Below are 23,902 nucleotides of genomic sequence, written 5' to 3'. Positions count from 1 at the left end.
ATGTCTGCAGAGCGAGTTGAAGAGAAAATATACAAGTGAGGACTGCTAATGGTTAAGAAAACACAAGCTGCTAAAAACGCTTTACATGTGTCTAAGAATTACGCGTATTTGAAGCCGAGTACACTTCGTTCAATGGCGAAAGAGATAAGTGGAACTCGTTTAGAAGCATGTAAGTCGTATGCGGTTTCACGTTTACCGAAAATTGCTGTGACTGCAACATTGGCAAGCTTGCTTGCTTGTGGTGCTGGTTTGCCAACTCATCAAGCTTGGGCTAATGGTTTTAATCTTCCTGATGGTAGCTATAGGTATGCGAATCGTGATTCTTCTGCGAAGGTGCAGAAATACGTAGATATTAACGCAGTTCCTTGTGATAAGAATAAGGAAACTGATAAAGACAAGGCTGATAGGGCAACATTCGGTCAGTACTATAAGGTTGAGTACCAGTTTAATTCTCATGGTGAATGGTGGGGCGGTCGACCATTCTGGTGGGCGAGCGTGCCTAAGGACGTCACGATTGTAGACGATAGCATTACTTTGTATAAGGACGAAGAGTTGACTGGTGGTTCGGCTTCTCAAAAAACAGGTACACAATATACAAAGGCTGCTTGGGATCAGTCTGTAAGCCGTTTCTGGTTTGATAATAATAAAGCGCAAGGTGCTGAATTTAAGAGTAACTGGGAAAGAATGACCGGTGAAGCCGGCGGTTATGATAAATCTGGTGATACTCTCGATACTTCTAGGGAGTATAAGAATGCTACTAGCGCTTTGATTATTAACTGGGAGAGTAGAGGCAATAGAAGATCTAAGATTAGCTTCGTTATTAAACTGAATAATAAAACGGAGCCTTTGAAGTTTGCTGCAGGTGTGTATCAGGTACTGGGTAACTGGCATTACACTGTTGGTAAGGTTGCGCTTGCGCCGACGTTGCCAGAGTATTCCAAGGAATTAGAACTTGCTTATCCTAAAGATAAAGTAGAGGTTGATTCTTCGAAATATGGCAAGAACCTTGCACAAGACGAAAAGAATAATGTTCTTACAAAGTTGTGGGAAGCTAATAAGAATAATGCTGATGTACTGAAAAAGCTTAAAGATATGCCGGAAGTTCCTACTGAAGAGGCTTTCAAGAAGGCTGTAAAAGTCAATAACGATGGTAGCGCAACGGTAACGTATAAAGATAACTCTACGGATCCTATTTCTAAGGAGAATCTAACTAAGCGCTACGTGCCATTGTCAGAGCGCACAAAAATTACGTATCCAGATTTGACTCCTGTGAAGAATCCGTCTTCTCTTGATTCAACAGAGAAGAAGCAAGTTGAAAATGCTATTAAGAATGCTAATAAAGATAAGAATATCAAGAGTGTAACTGTTGATGCTAACGGCAAAGCGACTATCACGTTTGATGATAAAATTGGCACTCCTTCCACTAAGACAATTGAAGGCAAGTATCTTGTAAAGAAGCAGCGTTCACTTGCGGATAAGTTTACACCGTACTATCCAGTTCCAATGGCTGTTGGAAAACCACAAGGGTTGACTCAAGGTGAGCAAACAGAACTTGTGAAGAAAGTTTATGAGGCAAATAAAAATAAATCTGACTTCATAGATGCAATTGGTAAGCCTAAAGATCTAGAAGAAGCCAAGAAATCTATTACAGTAGATAATAAAGGCAACGTGACTATCACTTATACTGATAAGTCTACTGATAAGCTCGATGGTAGCAAGCTGGTGTATCAAGCGAAGAAGCTTAATGAGACCACTTACATTACACTTCCAGCTCGTATAGCTGTACAAGATGCTAAGAAGATTCAAGAAAAAGAACGGTCAACTATTAGGCAAGCTATCTTAACAGCCAATAATGAGCTTCAAAGCAAGCTAAAAGGCAGTAATGAAAATAGTGCTATCACATTTGATGATAATACGCATACTATGACTGTTAAGTTTAATGATGATTCAACTTCTACCTTCGACTATTCTGAGTTGGTGTATACCAAGGGTAATCCAGAAAAGCCAACAACTGAAACAAAAAATAATAATGGGTACAAGTACAACATTACTAAGATTGCTGTTGCTGATAAAAACAAATTAACTCAAGATGATTGGCATAAGTTTGTTAGGAAGTTTATTCAAGATAACTGGAAAGCAAAAGCTGGAAAATCTGAGATAAACGATCAATATATAAATAGTACGAATGGTCTTCTCAATCAACTTCATGCGCCTGACTCTAATACGGGTGGTGGTATGACGTTGTATAAATTCTTTAGCGATTGGGATGTAACGTCTGGATCTACACTAAAACTCGGTGATAATAGAAGTAATAAAGGTATTGTTTCTTTATATCAACATGATGATGAGGTTGAGATAAAAGCATTACAGGGTTGGAATCCGAATACGGTTATTACTCTTACCAAGAACGACTGCTTTGTATCTAATGCTGCTGCTCCTAAGCCTGAAGAACTTAAGAATGAAGCTAATGATCTTATTGACAAGATTCTTCAGAAGCATGGCTTGAGTAAGGATGAGATTGATAAGTTCAAGAAAGATCATCAGAGTGATATTGATAAGATCACTAAGCCAGAAGATGTAGACAAGATTATTAAGTCTGCTGATGAGCATGGTAAAGATGAGAAGAAAAAGAAAGATGCTCAACAGCAGATTAATGATGCTAAGAATAATCTTGGTTTGACTCCTGAGCAAAAGACTGAACTTGATAAGAAGATTGGTAATGAGACTGATCCTGAGAAGATTCGTGAGAAGATAAACGAGTTCCAAAAGGAACAGGATCAAAAGAAGCAAAAGGAAGCTGATAAAAAGCAGCAACAAGCTGATCAGCAGGCTGAGCAACAACAGAAACAGCAGCAGCAGAAAGATGATACGAAGGTTGATACTGATATACAAACTCAGAATCAGCAAGAACAGCAAGACACAAGCAAGGCTGAAGAAGCTAAGAAGAAAGCTGAGCTTGAGAAGCAAAAGCAGGCTGCTATTGATGAAATTAACGGGAATGATAAACTCAAGCCTGGGGACAAAGAGCAGTTTATTAATAGCATTCAGAATGCAACTGATGAGAATGCTATAAATACTATAAAGCAACAGGCTAAAGAAAAGGCTACTCAGAATCAGACTGCTGCTGATAGCAGTAATAACGATGGTCTTGATGCTGCTAAGCAAACTGCTAAGAATACTATCGGTAAGCTCACTAATCTTAATGATACTGAAAAGCAGAAGTATCAGGGTGAAATTGATAGAGCTAAAGATCTTGATGGTGTTGAAACCATATTAGATAATGCCAATACCGCTGATGCTAAAGCTGCAGCTAAGAAGAAGATTGCTGAGCTAAAGCAGAATGGTAGTCTTACTGAACAAGAAGCCAATGATTTAACCGGTCGCATTGACAGTGCTAAGGATTTGCGAGAAGTTGAGGGTATTCTTGAGGAAGCTGAGCTAAAGAAAGCTAAAAAGGATGCTAAATCTGAAGTAGATAAGCTCACCAATCTTAACAAAGCTCAGAAGGATGCGCTTAAAGCAGAGATTGATGATATTGAAACTGACCCGACCAATGAGAATATGAAGACTATTGAGAAGGTCAAGACCGCTATCACTGCTGTTGTTACTAAGGCTAAAGAGCTTGACGGCAAGATGAAGTCGCTCAAGGATCTTGTGACTCTTGTTAATGGCCAGAAGTCTACTCTTACAGCAAAGCCTGATTATAAAGATAATAAGAAGACTGCTTTTGATAGTGCGTTCACGAATGCATCTACTCTTGTTGATGCAACTAAGGGTATGAATGCTGATGGTGCCAAGGTTGATGAGATTAAGAAGGCATTAGAAAAGGCTGTTCAGGATCTCGGTGGCAAAACTGTTGATAAGTCTGCGCTGCAAACACTTATTAACAATGATGCTGATTTCAAGAAGACGATTGCTTATATTAATGCAGATCAGACTAAGAAAATTACTTACAATGAAGCTATTGCTGATGGTAATGCAGTGCTTACTGATGCTAATGCAACTGCTGAGAAAGTAGCTCAAGCTGTTGATGCTATCAATTCTGCTAAAGCTGCTCTTGATGGCAAAGTCAATATAACTGGACTTGAGCAGAAAGTTGCTGAGGCTAAGAAGCTGAAGAAGTCGACTAACCCTCAATCTGCTGGCGATGCTAAGTATGAGAATGCTTCTGAAGCAAAGAAGCAAGCTGTTGATTCGGCTTTGCAACAGGCTGAGTCTGCTCTTGCTGATGCTAAATCTACAGCAACTCAAAAACCTGGTGAGGCTGCTAAGACTCCTGAGCAGAAGCAGCAAGCTGTTAATGATGCGTTGACTGCGCTTACTAAGGCTGTTAATGAACTTGACGGTAACGACAAGACTCAATTGGTAACAAAGCTCACAGAAGCAAAAGATAAGAGGAATGATGTTTCTTATAAGAATGCTTCTACTGAGAAGCAATCTGCTCTTGACAATGCTATAGCTTCTGCAGAAGGCATTGTAAAGAAAGCTGGTGCAACAGCAGATGAGATTACTCGCGCTACTACTGCTCTTAAGAATGCTGTTACTGGTTTAGATGGTCATGATGCTTCTGGTTTGCAGGCGGCTGTGACTGCTGCTGAGTCGAAGAAGAAGACTGTTGCTTACACGAATGCTTCTGATACTAAGAAGACTGCGTTTGATCAGGCTTTGCAAACTGCTCAGACTATTCTTGCTAAGAAGGGTGCAACAGAGAAAGAAATTTCTGATGCTACTACTGCTCTTAAGAATGCTGTTACTGGTTTAGATGGTCATGATGCTTCTGGTTTGCAGGCGGCTGTGACTGCTGCTGAGTTGAAGAAGAAGACTGTTGCTTACACGAATGCTTCTGATACTAAGAAGACTGCGTTTGATCAGGCTTTGCAAACTGCTCAGACTATTCTTGCTAAGAAGGGTGCAACAGAGAAAGAAATTTCTGATGCTACTACTGCTCTTAAGAATGCTGTTACTGGTTTAGATGGTCATGATGCTTCTGGTTTGCAGGCGGCTGTGACTGCTGCTGAGTTGAAGAAGAAGACTGTTGCTTACACGAATGCTTCTGATACTAAGAAGACTGCGTTTGATCAGGCTTTGCAAACTGCTCAGACTATTCTTGCTAAGAAGGGTGCAACAGAGAAAGAAATTTCTGATGCTACTACTGCTCTTAAGAATGCTGTTACTGGTTTAGATGGTCATGATGCTTCTGGTTTGCAGGCGGCTGTGACTGCTGCTGAGTCGAAGAAGAAGACTGTTGCTTACACGAATGCTTCTGATACTAAGAAGACTGCGTTTGATCAGGCTTTGCAAACTGCTCAGACTATTCTTGCTAAGAAGGGTGCAACAGAGAAAGAAATTTCTGATGCTACTACTGCTCTTAAGAATGCTTCTAATGCTCTTAATGGAACTGTAGATACGTCTAAGTTGCAGGCTGAAATTAACAAAGCTGATTCTTTGAAGAAGTCCGTACAGTATACGAATGCTGTTCAGGATAAGAAATCTGAGTATGATACTGCTCTTACGAATGCTGAGTCTGCTCTTGCTGATGCGGAGAATGCTCAATCAGCGAATACTCCTGATCAGAAGCAGACTGCTGTTAATGTTGCGCTGCTTCGACTTCAAACCGCAGCTGCTGCACTAAATGGTGTTGATATTGCTGATTTGCAAGCTGAGATTGCTCTTGAGAATAGTGTGAAAGAATCTGTAAAATACGCGTATGATACTGCTGAAAAGCAGCAAACATATAATAAGGCTTTGCAAGATGCGAAGGAGCTTATATCTAAGCTAGCTGATCCTGCTGGTAAGGGTGTGGAAGTTGCTGCTAAGTCTCAAGCAGATCGTCAAGCTCTTGTTAATACTGCATTAAAGAATCTTAAGAATGCTAAAGATGCTTTGAATGGTGTTAATAAGACGGTATTGCAAGCTGAAGTTGATGATGATTCTCACTTTAGCAAGTCGTTTGCCTACTTGCTTGGTGAAGCTCCTGATTTGGATGTGTATAAGAAGGCGTTGGCTGAAGCTAAACGTGTGCTTGCTGATCCTAATGCTACCCAGGCTCAAGTTGATGCTGCGTTGAAGGATCTTCAGGCTGCAAAGAACAGTATTGCGAATAAGTATAACGGTGCTGGAACCGGCAATATTGGTTCTGGTTCTGGAACAGGCAATGCCGGAACAGGTAATGCTGGAACTGGAACTGGAACTGGTGCTGGTGCTGGTAATGCTGGTTCTGGTTCTGAAGCTGGTTATGGTGTGAATGATAATGCGCCTATTACTGTGGATAAGGGTGAGTTGAATGTTCAGATTCAGGGTGCTGAGTCTGATTCGCAGCCTGGAAATGCTGGTAACGGTAACGCTGGTGCTGGTGCTGGTGCTGGTGCTAATACTGGTAATTCTGCCAACGTAGCTGGTAAAGCTGGTGCTGGCGCAAACTCTGGTAATGCAGGTAACGCTGCTAACACCAATGCTGCCAACGCTAACGCTAATAATGCTAATGGCGTAAATTCTGCTGCTGTGAATGCTGCTGTTGAGAATAATCCGGCTGTGAAGCAGGCGGATGCTCAAGTTGTTAAGGCTCAGGCTGTTGTGGATGCTGCTTTGGCTGAGGCTAAGAAGGTTGCTGCTGATCCTAACGCTACTCAGGCTCAGGTTGATGCTGCGGTTAAGAATCTTTCTGCTGCTCGTAAGGCTTTGGCTGCTGCTAAGGCTCATGCGGCTGATGTTCGTGCTTCTGTGCGTGCTCAGGTGTTGAAGAGTGGTAGTGTTGCTCAGCTTAGTAAGACTGGTAGTGACGTGTCTGTGTTTGGCTTGTTTGCTGCAACTCTTAGTGCTGCTGGTGCTGCGCTTTTCTCGGCTAAGCGTCGTGGTACTTCTCGTCATAGTAATAAGTAGGATATTTGCTAGCTGGTCTGGTTATTGCAGATCAGCTAGTTTTAGAGCTGCTTAATGCTTGCTTAATTGTATTCAGTAAGTTTGCTGAGTATTGGGTTAATTAGCATAATGAAGTTAATGTAAAATGTGCCTCGCTTTGCGTCTTTCTTTACTCCGCAAAGTGAGGCATTTTGCTATTTTAGTTTGCGATTACACGGGAAGTTATTGTTGCTTACTATATTTTAAGAGTTATCTTGCTTACAAAGCACTTATTGAAGTGTTTAGTCACTGAGTTGCTAAGTTATTGAAACATTGAAACATTAAACCTTAACGATTTGCATATATATGCATCCTTATGTATAATCTTTAAAAAATAAAATCTTGCAAGTGCTAATACACGTAAAAGAGTATAAAACATTCTGCACAAATTACTATACAGGAGACTCTCATGCACAAGATTGTTCAAAAATGGAATAACATTGACCTTATTTTACGCATTGTAATTGGTCTTTTTCTCGGTGCTGCGCTTGGTATTTTTGTGCCAGCTCACGTCTATGTGCTAGATCTTATGGGAAAACTTTTCGTCGGTGCGCTTAAATCTGTTGCGCCAATTTTAGTATTTTGCCTAGTTATTGGTGCGCTTGCGCAAGCAAAAAGTGTTGGCAATATGAAATTGGTAATAGGGCTGTACGCGCTATCTACGTTTACTGCAAGCCTTGTAGCCGTATGTGCTGCTATGATTTTCCCTGTTGATTTTACTTTTGCTCATGTTGCAGCAGCCTCTTCGCCGTCTCCTCAAGGAATTGGTGAGGTGCTTAATTCACTTGTGCTAAATATTGTTGTTAATCCTGTAGACGCTCTCGTTAAAGGTAACTTTATTGGTATCCTCTTCTGGGCGATTGCTTTCGGCGTTGCTCTGCGATTAGCCGAGCCTTCTACAAAAGCATTTTTCGATAACGTTTCATCTGCTATTGGAAAAATTGTTCACTGGATTATTAACGCAGCACCTTTTGGCATTATGGGTCTTGTTTATACAACAGTTGCAAGTAACGGTCTTCGTATTTTTAGCGAGTATGGTTTCGTTATTGCTTTGTTAGTAGGCACTATGGCTGTTACTGCTTTGATTATTAATCCTATTTTGGTTTTCGTACTTACGCGTAAGAATCCGTATCCTCTTGTTTTTAGGACTTTGCGTGATTCTGGTGTTACAGCGTTCTTCATGCGTTCTTCTGCTGCGAACATTCCTGTAAATATGAATTTGTGCGAAAAGCTTGGATTTAACAAAGACAATTATTCTGTTTCAATACCGCTTGGTTCAACTATTAATATGAGCGGAGCTGCTATAACTATTTCTATCATGTCTTTGTGCGCTGCTCACACGCTTGGTATTCGCGTTGATATTCCAACGGCTGTGATTCTTTCTGTGCTTTCTGCAGTTTCTGCTGCAGGCGCATCTGGTGTAGCTGGTGGTTCGCTTTTGCTTATACCTCTCGCATGCTCGTCATTTGGCATTTCAAACGATATCGCTATGCAAGTAGTTGCTATTGGTCTTATTATTGGCGTTATTCAGGATTCTTGCGAAACTGCACTTAACTCTTCCACGGATGTTCTCTTTACTGCGGTTGGCGAATATCGCATGTGGCAGCGTGCAGGTCTTAAGTTTAAGATGGGCAGGGATCACGAGACTGTGCAACTTAAAAAGTAGCTGTTCTAGCTGTTGCTAGTTTTTGCTAAGTATTCTTGCTAGTGCGCGTTCTTACGTTTTTACGTTTTATGAGCGCGCACATTTATTATATTTGGATGTTTACTGTAAATGAATCTAACGGATGTTCAAATAAAATAGTAGAAGTGGAATCAGTATTTTTAGCGCGCATTAGACTTTAGGGAAGTGGTAGGTTGTGTTTGCAGGAATGCTGCGGTTGATCCACGCGTTTGCTGCGATTATACTTCCGCTTCCTATTGTGGTTTCTCCGCCTAAGATTGTTGCGTTTGCGTAAATTACAACATTATTCCCAATATTTGGATGTCGCTTTCCACCTTTTATAGGATTTCCGTTCTCGTCTAGCGCAAAACTTTTTGCACCCAGCGTTACTCCTTGATAAAGCTTAACATGTTCGCCGATTACAGTTGTTTCGCCGATTACAATGCCAGTTCCGTGATCAATGCAAAAATATGCACCAATTTTTGCTCCTGGATGAATGTCAATTCCGGTTTTTCTGTGAGCATATTCGCTCATAAGTCTAGGAATTAGTGGCACGTTAAGCTCATAGAGTGCGTGAGCTGTGCGGTGAATAAGCATTGCGTAAAAACCAGGGTATGCGAGCGTGACTTCTACTTTGCTTGTGCAAGCAGGATCGCCTTCGTATATTGCTTGAATATCTGTTAAAAGTAACTTTTTAATTGCAGGAAGTTTATGTATAAATTGATTGCAAGTTTCTTGAATTTTAATTGAGTTGCTTGTATAGGATTGAAGTTCGTGGAATATAATGCGTTCTATAGTGTCTAACGCGTTTGAAGTAACGGTATTCAAAGTAGCATTGAGTTGCGCAGTATCGTTACTTACATTGCGTGCATGCAACTCAGGCAAAAGTAACACCTGAGTTGCATGTATGAGCGCAATAATATTGTGATAGTTAGGTATGAATGTAGCTTGCCTTATGTCAGAATCATGAATTGAATTGAGTTTGTTTATAAGGTCAAGATGCTCATTCATACATTAATCTCCAGTATTTTTTGTTTTCTTTATTTTCTCGTTTTAATTACTAATTAATATTTGCACATATTATTTAATCAAAACTTGCGTGTTTATAGTAGTGCTACTAAATACAGTTAGTTTTCAAATAATGCAGTAGACAAGTATCTATCTCCTGAATCTGGAAGTATTGCAACTATGGTTTTTCCCGCATTTTCTTCTCTTTTTGCTTCTTGGATTGCTGTCCAAACCGCAGCTCCGGAAGAAATGCCTACGAGAACGCCTTCTTTTTTGCTTATAAGCTTGCTGCTTTCAATTGCGTTTTCATTTGTTACATGAACAATACGATCGTAAATGTTTTGGTTGAGCACATCTGGCACGAATCCTGCACCGATTCCTTGAATCTTGTGCGCTCCTGGCTTGCCGCCTGCGAGCACAGGGGAGTCGGCTGGTTCTACTGCAATTACTTCAAGCTGCGGATTTTGCTCTTTTAAATATGTTCCTGTACCAGTAATTGTGCCGCCTGTTCCAACGCCAGCGATAAGCATATCCACGTTTTCGTCAGTGTCTTGCCAAATTTCTGGGCCGGTTGTGTTGTAGTGCGCGTGCACATTTGCTTGATTGGTAAACTGTCCTGGAGTCCACGCGTTTGGCGTGTTTTCAACGATTTCTTTCGCTTTTGCAATAGCGCCTTTCATTCCTTCTGCAGCAGGTGTGAGCACGAGTTCTGCCCCGTATGCTTTCATAAGTTTTCGGCGTTCAATAGACATGCTTTCTGGCATCACAATAATGCTTTTGTATCCTTTTGTTTGTGCAATCATTGCAAGACCAATGCCAGTGTTTCCAGAAGTTGGCTCAACAATTACTGAGCCTGGCTTAATTGTGCCTGTGGTTTCTGCTTCTTCAATCATCTGCTTTGCGATGCGGTCTTTTACGGAACCTGCTGGGTTGAAGTATTCGAGTTTTACGAGGATTTTTGCTGCTAGATTGTACTCTTTTTCAATGTGAGCAAGCTCCAGAAGCGGAGTGTGACCTACGAGTTCTTGCACGGACTTGTAGATGTTAGACATAATATTTCCCCTTACTTGTTTGTTTTGTTTAATTTAATTTGTTTAATTTTGTTTATTTTTAATTTTTAAAAAATAATTTTTTATTAATAAAGAGATTGTTGTTTATTAGTTGTTTCTAAAAAATGCCATTTATCTGTTTAATATCTAATCCGTATTAAATTGTTATCTTTTCAACGTTCTATATTCGAATTTTGGCATAAAAAAAGAAACAGCGCGCTGTTTCTTAAATCGTAATTTGCTGTGTTTTAACGTAAATGCTTTTAACACAGGCTAGATGTTATGCACAGTTAGTGCTTGAAAACATCATTTCGATTAAGAAATGCGCAACAGCATACGTTACAACAACAATTTGTCATCATATTTGTATGATACATGTGCACTCCTTTACTCGTCGAAATGGTGATAAGTGGAAACTATAGCGAATGGATTTGCGTTTGTCAAACTTAATTTAAGTTCGCTAATCTTAATTTGTGCTTTATGATCCTATTTTATGTTTGCCAAACTTAATTTTAAGAAATTATATGTTACTTTCATGTATCTTCGGTATTGCTGCTTTTGAGAGTTGGTTGTTTAGCAGATTTGATAGTTTATTTGCGAGTTATCTCATACTGGAATTTGCTAAGTTTGTTTGTTATAATTGGCATGTTAATTCGGTACGGAAGTTGACAAACTGAGATCATGAAAAATATAATCCTCGACAGACAGACAGACAGACAGACAGACAGACAGACAGACAGACAGACAGACAGACAGACAGACAGACAGACAGACAGACAGACAGACAGACAGACAGACAGACAGACAGACAGACAGACAGACAGCGTGATGCTGTCTTTTTCGTAACATAATTTTTATCGTCTCACCACTCTATACATTGTTTATTTTGTATTGAAATAGGTTAGTGGTTCTGCATATTTACACGCATTTTTGGTTTTGCGTTTGCACTATATAAATTTTCGAAATTTAATAAAAATTATTGTTACGATAATAGTTAGTTTGGCTGGAAATAAAAAATGAATAATAAAATAATAAAAAAAGTTATTAGTCTAGCAGTTGCTTTTGTAGCTACGATTGGACTTTTTGCTGGAACAGTGACAGCTCAGGCTGCTGGAGTGAATAATGCGAATAAGCAGCCGCTTCACATATCTATGAATTATGCAGAAAAATTAGGAAAAGGTCATACAACGCCTGGGGCGCTTGGACAGCTTAGTACTGGCATGGAAGAAATGTGGAAAAATCTTCCCATAACGGTTATTGATGGACAAGGGCATGAATTTGAAGTTAAGAAAGAATTAAATGGTCACTGTGAACGTACTGTTGGAAGTTTTGCAAATGGTGAAAAAGTAACTATCAAAGTTGATACTTCAAAGCTTCCTGATAACTATCATCTTTCCTGGGAGTCTGATTACACGTATTCTAAACCAATTAAAAATTATTCTCAGTTCCAAGTAGTTGTTGATAGTAGTATGCCTGTGCGTATTTCGCTAGCTCAAATGAAGGTTAAATTCGACTTGCAGGGAGGAAAAGTTGACGGTAAGTCGGACTCAATAACAAATATAGTAAAAAAAGATAATACGGTTGATTTTCCAGCTGATCCAACAAAAGATAATTTAGTGTTTGGCGGATGGTACACCGAGCTACCTGATACTGAGTCGTATAGACAAAAAAATGTTGTAGGCAAACGCTACTACTGGAATAGCAAATCGCCATTTTCTGATTATAGTCGCGATTGGATGTCGTGGAATGATGAGAAATTAGACCCATTGTATGACGGCGTATTTTTACTTCGCGCACAGTGGAATGCTCGTGCGACTTTTAACGCAAATGGAGGAGTGTTCAATGATAAAAATGAGAACACGAAGGACGAAGTAACAACTATAGTTGGTAAAAAAATTACAATTGCCCAAGCTCCTACGCGCGAAGATTATCAGTTCTTAAACTGGGTGGATGCTGCTGGTAAAGCCTACAAGCCTGGTGATATGTATACGTTGAATGCTAATACTGCGTTTACTGCTCAGTGGAAGCAGATTCGAAGCACGGTTACATTTAAGGATGGCGATAAGACTCAAACGGTAAAGGTGGAAACTGGTAAGGCTATTGATATGGATGTGTTAAAAGATCAGTCAATGCCTAAGAATCCAACTAAAGATGGCTACACGTTTAAAGAGTGGAATACTAAGGCGGATGGTAAAGGTACTGCGTTTACTGGTAAAACCATAGTAAATAGTGATACGACTGTATATGCCATCTTTACGAAGAATCTGAAACCAGCACCTACTCCAGATCCAATTTTGCCTGCACCTTTTGAGCCTGAATCAGGGATGGAGAATCCATTGTCAGTTCCTGAATCTCAAACTCCGGAGACTAAACAAGAGCTATCTCATGCGCCTAAGTCGGAGCATGAACATAATACAGCGCATGAATATGTGAAATCTCCTGTTGTTGAGCATAAGACTGAAAAGCATGTTCCAGATATGCCTAAGACTGGTGAGTCAGCTTCAGTTGTTGCGTTGATTTCTGCTTTAGGTTTTGCTATTGCTGGTTTCGCTGTTGTGCGATTGAGGAGAGTGTTTGAAGCAAAATCCGTAAGATAACTAGTGTTTACTTGCGTAAGTTGAAGTTTTACGCGCTTTTATAAGGCTTCGTAAAGTCTTATAAAGTAAATGAGGCGGCCTTGACTAGTTGATAGTTAAGGCCGTTTTGTTTACTGACGCTTGTTTTTGTTTACTTATATAGCTGATAAGTAAACAAATTCGGGGAAGTGCTCTTGTTTTTATTTACTTGTGTACCCTCTAAATAAACAAATTCGGTGAGAAGCTCGCTAGTTAGATCTCTTACGAAACTCACGTTGGAGGTTCACAGTACTTCCAATCCAAGTGAGTTTTTGTATTGAAGGGAATTGAAATCCCAATGATTTCAATCTCGGTCAAAGCGCTATAGTAGTACACGAATGCACGGGTTGTCTTTGGTGCATTAAAGTCCTATGTTAAAAGAAGAGATAGGTGACTTGATATACTGAGCGATTACGCTAGAAAATTTAGGGTTTCAACGTTGATTGCACAGTATTCGGGGGTGTTATTGTCAATGAATTTAGCAGATGTTCAAATAAAAGAGTATGAAAAGTATAATAGCAAAGATATTTTAAGGTTGTATGATTCCGTTGGTTGGTCTGCGTACACAGATGATTTAGTTGCTTTGGAAAATGGTTTTAACAATTCGCTCAAGGTTTTAGCTGCATATAAAAGTGATGAGCTAGTTGGCATTGTTAGAGCTGTTGGCGACGGATATACGGTTGTTCTTATCCAGGATATCCTTGTTTTGCCTAAGCATCAAAGGCAGGGGATAGGGTCTGCTTTGTTAAAGGCGATTGTGGATTGTTATCCTAATGTTCGTCAAATTCAATTGACTACGGATTGTACTGAAAAAACTATTGCTTTTTATAAGTCAGCTGGCTTTATTGAGTTAGCAGAAATCGATTGCTGCGGTTTTATAAAAGACAGGACATGATGCAGAAAATATGATTCTCTAGTGGCCATTAAGTGCGAATTTGCAGCAATTGACCATTTTGTGATCTTTGCGTATTAATGTGTGTATTTGTATATAGGATTGAATGGTTTGTAGGATGGAGTTGATTATATGACAGAATATAATTTACCAATTTTAGAGTATGATTCCGATAAAAGTGCAGTTTTAATGCCAAAACACGATAATATTTCTGTTCAGCTTCCATCTAAAGCGGTTTTTGCTTTCTTAGGCGATGAAATTGATCAGTATGCTTTAAGTAGGAAAGCTACAATTGTAGCAAATTTTGAATCTGCAACTAAAAAATATCCGATATATGTTTTGGAAGAAAAAGTAGGAGATACAGTAAGAGAAAATACAAACAGCGCAGTAGAAGAAGAAACGCAAAAAATCTGCTTAGTACAGGCCCCGGTTGGCGCTCCGGCCGCTGTTCAGATCTTAGATTGGTTGATTTCTTACGGTGTTAGTGAAGTTGTTAGTGCTGGTTCTTGCGGATCGCTAGTTGATTATGCGGAAAACGTTTTTCTGGTTCCGTATAAAGCTTTAAGGGATGAGGGGACTTCTTATCATTATTTGCCTCCAAGTCGTTATGTTGATGTTTCAGAGCGTTCGAGGCATGCTATTTTGCAAACTTTGCAGGCGCATAATTTGCCTTATCATGAAGTTAAGACGTGGACTACGGATGGATTTTTCCGTGAAACTAAGACGAAAGTTGCTAACCGTAAGCAGGAGGGATGCGCGGTTGTTGAAATGGAGTGTTCTGCTTTAGCAGCTTGTGCGCAAATGCGCGAGATTGTTTGGGGTGAGATTCTTTATACTGCAGATACTTTGCATGATGTTGAAAATTATGATGAGCGCAATTGGGGTGGGGATTCTAAAGCGTATGCTCTTGAGCTTTGTATTGAAGCAGTGTTGCGCATTTGACACGTTTACGCTGATATCACGTATAAAACCATCGTTCTAATTTGATTTTTTTTTTTAACTCTATGCTTATTATTTCTAACAAGCATTACATGTAAGTGTGTTTAACCATTTATAGGTGTTGTCAAGTAGATAAGCATGAACAATCAGGATAAGTATGATAGTGTAGCTTTCAACGTTTTGTAGCGGGCGAATCGGCAAAACAGAAGCGAAAATGCTAGCTACGAAAATGCTATTAGATAGGAAATAGTAGAAATATCGAAAATAGCTATAAAGGAAGTGAGAGGTAGCGAGAATGAACAAAACTGACAATACAGCAAATCAGCAATCGTCCGCGAATCAGCAATCATCCAAACTGCATCCCGACGTAAAAAATTACGTAAAACTATTTTTCAAAGAAAACAAGCTTGTAGCTTTTCTTTCGATGATAGTTTTTATTTCCTTGTCTATGATTTACACTGCTATTTCTTGGATTTTGCAAATTATTTTCGACTATATGGCAGGTAAAGGATCCTACTCTTTAACTACTATTTTGCTGCTTGTCGTTTCCTTTATGCTGGCAATCTCCCTGATTTTCGCGTTGAAGCGCAGTTCGTACCCTCGCTTTCTTGAAAAAGCAATGAATCAGTATAAAGAGTCTGTTATCAAGAAGCTTTTACAGAAGAGTTATAGTGATTTTTCGCTCGCGAATTCCGGCACGTATCTTTCTGTACTTACTAATGATTGCGAGCGTATTCAAGAAAAGTATTTGAAGAAGATTTTTGACTTTGTTCAAGACGTTCTTATGCTGGTAAGTTCGCTAGCTCTTATGATTTACTATAGTCCACTGCTCACTGTTATTGCTCTTATTATTTCCGTGCTTCCTATGGCGTGCTCGATCCTTACAGCTAGCGGAATTGCCACTCGAGAGGAGCAGGTTTCTAAGTCGAATGAGTCTTACACAGCTTTGACGAAGGATGTTTTGAATGGAGTTTCGGTTATTAAGAGTTTTAAGGCGGAGCAGGAGGTGATTAACCGTTATCAGAATCAGTCGATGGAGCTTGAGCATACGAAGAATCTTCGCGAAAAAACGATGACTACTGTTTCTGCTCTTGGAACGATTTCGAGCCTTGCAACTCAGCTTGGCGTGATGCTTGTTGGCGCTTGGATGGTTAATGCTCATGTTGGTGTTATTACTGCTGGAATGGTGTTAGCTTTCACCAATTTGATGAATGGTGTACTTCAGCCTATTGCAAGTCTTCCGCAAATGCTCGGCGAGATGAAGGGCGCTAAGAAGCTGATTAGCAAGATGGCTGATTATATGAGTAACGTTAAGGAAGATTCTGGCGAGATCATTGACGATTCTGTTAAAAACGTTGTTTTGCGCAATGTTTCGTACGCTTATGATGCGGATCATAAAGTCTTGAAAAATGTAAATCTAACTTTGCAAACTGGAAAATCTTACGCGATAGTAGGACCTTCTGGTGCTGGTAAGAGTAGTTTGATTAATCTGCTTATGGGCTACTACAAGGATTATGAAGGTAGTGTGAAGCTGGATAATCACGAGCTTAGTGATGTGAGCAAGAGTTCGCTTTACGATAAGACGACTCTTATGCAGCAGTCTGTGTTTATGTTTGATGCTTCGATTTTAGATAATATTACGCTTTTTAAGCCATTCCCTGATGTGGAAGTGGATCGTGTGATTCACTTGGCTGGTTTGGATGATTTGATTGCTGCTAAAGGCAAGGATTATCAGTGCGGCGAGAATGGTAGTCATCTTTCTGGCGGCGAAAAGCAGCGTATTGCTATTGCGCGAAGCCTGCTTAAAAGGTCCGAGATTCTGCTGGTTGATGAGGCTACGAGCGCGTTAGATAACGAGACAAGTGCGAACGTAACGCAGTCTATTTTGAATTTGCAAGGAATTCTTCGACTCGTGGTAACTCACCGCTTGGATGCCAATTCGCTTAAGCAATATGATGAGATTCTTGTGATGAAAAGCGGCGAGCTTATTGAGCGCGGAAGCTTTGAGGAGCTTATGAATCAAAAGGCTTACTTCTACTCGCTTTACACTGTGTCTATGTGAGGATGTTGATCTGGCTTGGGCTTGGCTTTCGTTTGGCTTGCGCTGAGCAATTTTAAGCTCAGTAGAGACACTGGTGCAGATTGCGTACTGCGCGATGTCTCTGTTTGGCACTAGTGGCCATTAGGTGCAAAATTGCGTTGTTTGGCTACTTTGTGATTGGTTAAATGTGGTTTGACTATTTACACTTTACGATTTGCTTGCGCATTTGATACGTTTATGCTGATATAATATATGAAATCAGTGTAAACGTATCATTAAGTAGGTGGGCAAATGTTAAAGGATCAATTGTGCAATTACATAGAGAAAAAGCAAGTTTTAAGCATTGATAGTGTCATCAAAGAACTTGGAATTAGCCCGTCTAGTGTTTATCGATTTATTAAAGATGAGAGCTTAGAACGCGTATCAAAAGGTGTTTACGTTAAGAGCAATTTGTGGAATGATGAAATGAATTTATTGTCAAAGCGCACATCTGTTGCTGTTTTTTCACATGAATCTGCCCTTCTTCTACATAATTTGACTGATAGAGAACCTTCTTCTTTAACAGTGACTGTTCCGTCAACTTATAATGCAAGTAGTCTAATTAAGACTGGTGTTAGGGTGTTTTATATAAAACCAGATTTTTTAGGAATTGGTAAGACGAATCTTATGTCGCTTGAAGGTAATCTTGTGCCTTCTTATGATTTAGAGCGCACAATTTGCGATATTTTGCGTTCTCGTTCTCAAATAGATGCACAGGTGGTATTTGGTGCGTTAAAAGCTTATGTTAAAAGAAAGGATAAGCGACTTGATATACTAAGCGATTACGCTAAAAAATTTAGGATTTCAAAGTTGATTTCACAATATTTGGGGGTGTTGTTATGAGAATGAAGGATGCTAATCAGCTTAAAGCAAAAATAAAGAATGTTGCACTCCAAAAGGGTGTAGATCCTCGCGTGCTAATGCGCGTATATATGATGGAGCGTTTTTTAGATCGTGTTTCTCGCTCGCGGTATAAAGACAATTTTGTTCTAAAAGGTGGAATGCTGATTTCTTATCTTGTTGGCGTAAATCTTCGTACAACAATGGATATTGATACAACTATGCAAAATATTTCTCTTAGTGAAGATGATGTGCGTATTTTTATATCAGATGTAATATCTATCAATATCGATGTTGGTGTTAAATTTACGCTACAAACGCTTGATTCTATTATGCAAGAATCTGACTATCCAGGGGTTCGAGCTAGCCTAATTGCAGATTTTGATGGTACAAAAACTCCTGTTAAAATCGATATTTCAACTGGACATGCTATTACTCCATCTGCTATGGAAGCAGAATTGCCTTTAATGTTCTCATAATCTATCTCTTTATTGACTTATCCAATTGCAACGATTTTAGCAGAAAAGTTGCAAACAATTCTTGTGAGGGAAGAATTTAACACGAGAATGCGAGATTTTTATGATTTGCATGCTCTTAGAGTGTCTCAAGGAGATAATGTCTTTAAGAAAGAAGAGATTGCTAAAGCTTTTTACGCTACTTCTCAAACGAGAAACACCCTTTATTTACTGAGTAACGTGAATGAAATTTTCGATAGGATTAAAGATAGTGAAGTGATGAGAATAAAGTGGAAGGATTACCAAAGGAAAGCACCTTGGGCTAAAAGTCTTTCTTGGGAAGAAATAATGCAAGATATGAATTTCTTTTTGATGTTCTTTCATAATGAGGTTGTAGCTTAAGTTATTTTATTATCTGAATGGCTTTTATTAAATCATCGGGAGACGTGCGATAGTGGCCAATCGTTGCGAATTTGCAGCGATTGGCTACTTTGCGATTGGTTGATTGGTATTTAAAAATAAACGCCAGGGAGTTTATTCAACTCGACTGGCGTTTATTAGTCATTTGTGTTATTCGCTAGTTGCGTTTTTACTTGCTGTGTTTGCCAAAATAATCTGCTAAATAAACTGTGATATTACAATGCCGGCAGCCATAAGCGGAATATTGAAAATAAGGAATGTTGGAACGCAAGTATCCCAAATATGACTGTGCTGACCGTCTGCGTTTAAGCCGGAAGTAGGTCCAAGTGTGGTATCGGAAGCAGGGGAGCCTGCGTCTCCAAGAGCTGCAGCAGAAGACATAAGAAGAATCGTTGCAGGAGTGCTGAAACCAATGCTCTGGCACAGTGGCACGAACAAAACCGCAAGAATAGGAACCGTGCCAAACGAAGTACCAATGCCCATAGTCACAAGCAAACCAATAAGCGTAATAACAAATGCAGCAACAAGTTTGTTTTGTCCCATAGAAGCTACACCAAAGTTTACAAGCTCCTCAACTCCGCCTGTCGCTTGGATCACGTTAGCATATCCGCCCGCAATGAGCATCACAAACGCAATAAGACCCATGAGTTTTACGCCGCCAGTAAGCTGATTGTCAATGTCATTCCACTTTATTGCTCCAAAAATAATCATAGTTGCAAGACCTGCAATAGACGAAAGCGAAAGATCCTTACTAATAACTTGCACTACTACAACAACAATAATTGCGAGAATAGTCACATAATGGCGTAAATTAAGAGGTCCGACAACGGCGTCGGCGGCACGAGTGTCAGTTTCTGTAGTTTTGTATTCGCGAGGTTTTCTGTAGAGCACAAACACTGCAAAAAGTAGTGATGCAAACATCGCAAGACCTAAATACCAGTTCACAGCACTAACGTCTGCAACACTAACCTTCATGCCATTTTTAGAAAGATTCGTAGCAATAACAGTTTGAAAAATAAGACCAAAGCCAAATGGAATGGCAATATACGGAACTTCAAGACCAAAAGCAGTGCAGCATGCTGCAGCTCGGCGGTCAAGCTTCATCTTATTCATAACTCTCAAAATAGGCGGAATAAGAATAGGAATATAAGCAATATGAACCGGCACAATATTTTGAGACATGCATGCAATAATAGTTAGTACCGCAAGTAGAGCGTACTTTTTCATGCCAATAATTGAGCTAATTTTTTTAGAAATAATTTGAGCTAAGCCTGTTGCAGTAATTGCTTCCGCAAAAGTACCAAGCAAAATGTAGGCGAGTGCAGTTTGTGCGTTGGTGGAGAAACCGTCGCAAAGCAAAGCCATAATTGTGTGATTTCCGTCACCGAAAAGAGGAAGATGACCGGCAATGCCACCTGCAATGCAAGCTACTATCATTGATAGTAAAACATTAAGTTTTGCAAGACTAAGCGCGCATAGCACTACAACCGACACAATAACCGGATTAAATATAATATTTAAAATTTGCAAACCTAGCATGCCGTTCACCCCTTTAAATGCTTGAATTTTAATATATTGTTTGAAGCAATACGTTTTATTTCGTATTGCTTACGCTTGTATTTTTGCATATGTATTCTCACATATGTATTTCTTACATTTAGTAATTAAGGACAATATAGCATGGAAGTGTTTACAACATGTTTCTTAATTAAAGATGAAATATAAACAATTCAACAGAAAGATTGAAGTAGCTTAACAATTGTTTACCCAAAAGAGTACCCTAAGGTATCAGTGGTGAAGAATTAAGAATAATCACCAAATGTCCGGTTTTGCACCGTTTTATGCAGCATTGCAACGTGAGTTTATCGCTAAAAATAGCGATAAAGCAATGTGAAAAGTAAAAATTGTTTTGCTAATTGCGAAAATCTAAAAATAAACAACAAACACAAACAACAAAATTAAAAATTGAAAATTGAAAATTGGTTATTTAGAGTAAGGAGGAATGCCTGGCGCTCTAAGCGAAATTTAGATACTGCGTTGTGTCTAAGCAATAAGCGTCAAACATACAAATTATGCAAGAGGAACAAACGTTTTTAGAAGCTAAAGAATTAGGGTTAAAAAGATTTAGAAGATCGCCATTTTGGGATGTGTCGCTAAAAGTTGCACCTCATCAAATCGTTGCAATTTCAGGCGAACATGGTTCTGGAAAATCAGCTTTGCTGCTTGCATTATCTGGTTATATGAAATTCACTAATGGAATTCTTACTATTGCGGACGTAACTCTTCCTAATGATTTCCAAGAATCTCGACAATACGTTGGTTTGGGATTATTTAGCGGAATTAACGAATTTTATAAAACGCAAACAATAGAAGAAGTTCTTATGAGCGAGTTGAAACTAGCAGCGCGCTCGCCTCTATTTTTGAAGCAATACAAAAATGATGTTAAAAACCGTGAAGCTTTACAGCAGTACGCTTACAACGTGTTAGCTCAATGGAAAGTATTTTCTCCTCACGAAACAGCAATAGGAGAGTTGACTCCGTGCGAGCGCATGCGTTTGGCAATTGCGCTTGCTTTGTTAAAAAAGCCGTGGCTGCTATTTGTTGATGGAATTGAAACGGAGCTTACTAGCGAGCAAAGCGAATGCCTATTTTCCGATATTCGCGCGTATGTTAGTAAAAATTACTGCTCTTGCCTTGTTGGAGTTTTGCAAAGTGAGTTAGAAAAGCAAGCTGATCAAGTCTTAAGACTAAGCCCAAATCATGGGGAATCAGAAAATTCTCATATTGATTCACAGCTTGGTATAAGTGAAGCAAATGGTGGTGAAAACAATGCGCGTTAATACTCTTGCTCTTGCATTTCGAGAGCTTAACAATACGTTGAAAGGAAAAGCTCGAAAGCTTGTTATTGGAACCGTAGCTTTGATTCCACTTTTATACGGATCGCTTTATTTGTGGGCATTTACTAATCCTTATAAGACTTTGAATACTGTTCCTGTAGCTGTTGTTGTTGAAGACAATGGTGCTGTGATTAACGGCAAAATGCGTAACATTGGAAACGAAATCAAAACTCGCTTAAAGAATCAAAAAGATGGTAGTGAGGGATTCCAATGGAATTTTGTAAATAGTGCTGAAGCGAATAAGGGGCTTAAAAATGGCAACTATTTTATGGTAGCAACCATTCCAGCTTCCTTCAGTAAGTGCATTGCTTCTGCGCAATATGAAACTCCTACTAAAGCAAAACTTCACGTAAAGTACGATCAGGCAAGTAATATGCTGGCTTCGCAAATTGGTAAAACTGCTTTCCATACTATGCGTAGCGAAATCAGCGAGGCGATTGCTCAAGAGTATTGGGAGAACATGTTTGCGAAAGTTAATTCTGCTTCTGATTCTCTTGGTGACGCAGTAAATGGTGCTGGTGCTTTGCATGAAGGCTCAAAATCTTTGCAAAATGGAGTAAATAAGCTTGCAGATGGATCTAGTCAACTTTCACAATCTTTGCGAAAACTTCAAGGCGGATTAAGTGAGCTTCAAAAAGGAGCGAATACTCTTTCTAAAGCAAATACTCGAAGTAAAGCAGGGGCGCAATATCTTGCTCAAAAAACGCAAGATTTAGCAAACGGAGCTCAACAATTAAGCAAAGGAACTCAAAAACTATCGGCAGCAACAAGCGAATTTTACGATGGTGCGCAAAAGCTTTCTGCTTCTAGTAGTGAATTAGAGGAACGCGTTAAGGCTGGAAATGCTGAAACAAAAGCACAAATTATGGGTCTTCTTATGAAAGCGCAAGATCCTAGAGTTACTAAGGAAGACGTGCTCGCTAGTTTGCAAGGTTTAGCTGGAGGATTAAGTGAGAATTCTGATCTTCTAGAAACAAATCTTTCTGCTTTAAGCGCTGGAGCAGACAAGCTTTCTGCTGGAAGTTTGCAAATAAAGGGCGGAGCTGACGCAATATCTCAAGGTGTTGAAGCTGTTAATACTGGCTCAAATAAGCTTGCTGCTGGAGCGAATAGTCTTGCTGAAGGTTTGGCTCAAGTAAGTAACGGTAGCGAGAAACTAAATAATGGTGTGAATGCAGCTGCACAAGGTTCAGCGAAAATAGTGAACGGTTCTGATCAGCTTAATTCCGGAGCTAAGAAGCTATCGGATAATACTCCAAAGCTGGTTGAAGGCGCAAAAAAGTTGCATGACGGGCTTAAGAATTCTCAAAAGTCTGGAAAAATCAACAATATCGTGCAAAAAAGTAAGATGATGAGCGCGCCGGTTTCCTTGGAAGAACACGAGTATTCTCACGTTGAAAATTACGGAACAGGTTTCGCTCCTTACTTTATTTCCATCGGACTTTGGGTCGGTGCTCTTATGGCAACCTTTGTTTTGAGAGTTATGGATAGGCGAGCGATACTAAATGGCATGAATCCGCTTAAGAGTGCGCTTATTAGCTTAACGCCGTTTGTGATTATGGGCGTTGTACAAGCTGTAATTCTTATGGGCGTAGTGCACGTTGTGTTAAAGTTGCAAATTGACAACGTTCTTGCGTTCTATGGTCTTGGAATTATTGCATCCATAATGTTTATGGCAATAATGCAAATGATTATGGTGATTTTCCACATACCAGGGCGAATAGTTGCAATTGTGCTGCTTATGTTGCAAATCACAAGCTCTGCAGGAACATTCCCAGTTCAAATGACGCCGGCATTCTTTAGAGCTGTTCACCCATACTTGCCAATGACGTACTCGATTATGGGGTTGCGTCAAGCAATGGCTGGAAAGAACAGTGGCGAAATAGTTTTCGGCATTGAAATGCTTGTGCTTTTCGGCGTGATTGCGATTGCTATAACAAGCATCGTTGCGCGCATGAAGCGTACTGTAACGATGTTTGATTTGCATCCTGTGATAACGCTTGAGGCGTAAGCGTCGCTTATCTAATACTAACCTGCGTAAGAGTGAATAGCTTTTGCGCAGGCTTTTTATATTTAAGTAACCTAAATTTATGCAGTTTCCAAACATTACAACGTAGTATTAGAATATTTAACTTGCTTGCTTACAA

Annotated in this window: 12 protein-coding genes and 1 pseudogene; 10 read left to right on the top strand and 3 right to left on the bottom strand. The window is 39.6% G+C overall.

Features of this window, described 5'->3' with window-relative positions:
• Window positions 1–48: 48 nt before the first annotated feature.
• The gene (locus tag HXT58_RS03635; protein ID WP_421775609.1) at window positions 49–6,879 is read left to right on the top strand and encodes a GA module; all 6,831 of its coding nucleotides are present in this window, start codon (window positions 49–51) and stop codon (window positions 6,877–6,879) included.
• A gap of 427 nt (window positions 6,880–7,306) precedes the next feature.
• Entirely contained in the window at window positions 7,307–8,563 is a 1,257-nt protein-coding gene (gene sstT, locus HXT58_RS03630; protein WP_421775608.1) for a serine/threonine transporter SstT, read from the top strand.
• Between the two features lie 168 nt (window positions 8,564–8,731).
• Here the strand turns inward: sstT and epsC are convergent, their stop codons facing one another.
• Together epsC and cysK are read right to left on the bottom strand one after the other, a co-directional pair.
• Window positions 8,732–9,571 carry a serine O-acetyltransferase EpsC gene (gene epsC, locus HXT58_RS03625; RefSeq protein ID WP_004119974.1) on the bottom strand — a complete coding sequence of 280 codons (840 nt, stop codon included), beginning with the start codon at window positions 9,569–9,571 and terminating at the stop codon, window positions 8,732–8,734.
• Between the two features lie 116 nt (window positions 9,572–9,687).
• Complete coding sequence (gene cysK, locus HXT58_RS03620) at window positions 9,688–10,620, bottom strand: cysteine synthase A (RefSeq protein ID WP_415705870.1); 933 nt, start codon at window positions 10,618–10,620, stop codon at window positions 9,688–9,690.
• A 1,013-nt stretch (window positions 10,621–11,633) separates the two neighbouring features.
• Here cysK and HXT58_RS03615 point away from each other — a divergent pair.
• The 6 genes and pseudogenes from HXT58_RS03615 to HXT58_RS03590 all read left to right on the top strand — a co-directional run bounded on the left by HXT58_RS03615 (window position 11,634) and on the right by HXT58_RS03590 (window position 18,840).
• Entirely contained in the window at window positions 11,634–13,214 is a 1,581-nt protein-coding gene (locus HXT58_RS03615) for an InlB B-repeat-containing protein (RefSeq protein ID WP_415705872.1), read from the top strand.
• Window positions 13,215–13,704: 490 nt separating this feature from the next.
• Window positions 13,705–14,127 (top strand): GNAT family N-acetyltransferase, encoded by a 423-nt coding sequence (locus tag HXT58_RS03610; protein ID WP_004119964.1) that lies wholly within the window; start codon window positions 13,705–13,707, stop codon window positions 14,125–14,127.
• Window positions 14,128–14,256: 129 nt separating this feature from the next.
• On the top strand, window positions 14,257–15,066 hold the full coding sequence (locus HXT58_RS03605) for a nucleoside phosphorylase (protein ID WP_004107172.1): 810 nt from the start codon (window positions 14,257–14,259) through the stop codon (window positions 15,064–15,066).
• A 292-nt stretch (window positions 15,067–15,358) separates the two neighbouring features.
• Window positions 15,359–17,125, top strand: coding sequence for an ABC transporter transmembrane domain-containing protein (locus HXT58_RS03600; RefSeq protein ID WP_174164090.1), 1,767 nt, complete (start codon window positions 15,359–15,361; stop codon window positions 17,123–17,125).
• 270 nt (window positions 17,126–17,395) lie between these two features.
• Window positions 17,396–17,986 (top strand): type IV toxin-antitoxin system AbiEi family antitoxin domain-containing protein, encoded by a 591-nt coding sequence (locus tag HXT58_RS03595; protein ID WP_004119958.1) that lies wholly within the window; start codon window positions 17,396–17,398, stop codon window positions 17,984–17,986.
• Window positions 17,983–18,840 (top strand): annotated as a pseudogene (locus HXT58_RS03590) (nucleotidyl transferase AbiEii/AbiGii toxin family protein). Before HXT58_RS03595 ends, HXT58_RS03590 begins: the two are co-directional and overlap by 4 nt.
• A 216-nt stretch (window positions 18,841–19,056) precedes the next feature.
• On the opposite strand, the gene HXT58_RS03585 reads toward HXT58_RS03590, so the two are convergent.
• Entirely contained in the window at window positions 19,057–20,397 is a 1,341-nt protein-coding gene (locus HXT58_RS03585) for a Na+/H+ antiporter family protein (RefSeq protein ID WP_032842528.1), read from the bottom strand.
• A 533-nt stretch (window positions 20,398–20,930) separates the two neighbouring features.
• On the opposite strand from HXT58_RS03585, the gene HXT58_RS03580 reads away from it, so the two are divergent.
• The gene (locus tag HXT58_RS03580) at window positions 20,931–21,698 is read left to right on the top strand and encodes an ATP-binding cassette domain-containing protein (protein WP_415705874.1); all 768 of its coding nucleotides are present in this window, start codon (window positions 20,931–20,933) and stop codon (window positions 21,696–21,698) included.
• On the top strand, window positions 21,688–23,766 hold the full coding sequence (locus tag HXT58_RS03575; RefSeq protein ID WP_415705966.1) for a YhgE/Pip family protein: 2,079 nt from the start codon (window positions 21,688–21,690) through the stop codon (window positions 23,764–23,766). Before HXT58_RS03580 ends, HXT58_RS03575 begins: the two co-directional genes overlap by 11 nt.
• Window positions 23,767–23,902: the final 136 nt, after the last annotated feature.

It is taken from the genome of Gardnerella sp. KA01000, assembly GCF_049244035.1.
GTDB classification, from domain to species: Bacteria; Actinomycetota; Actinomycetes; order Actinomycetales; family Bifidobacteriaceae; genus Bifidobacterium; species Bifidobacterium leopoldii.
Note: the sequence above shows the minus strand (reverse complement) of the source record. Positions and strands in the feature narration are given on the sequence as shown.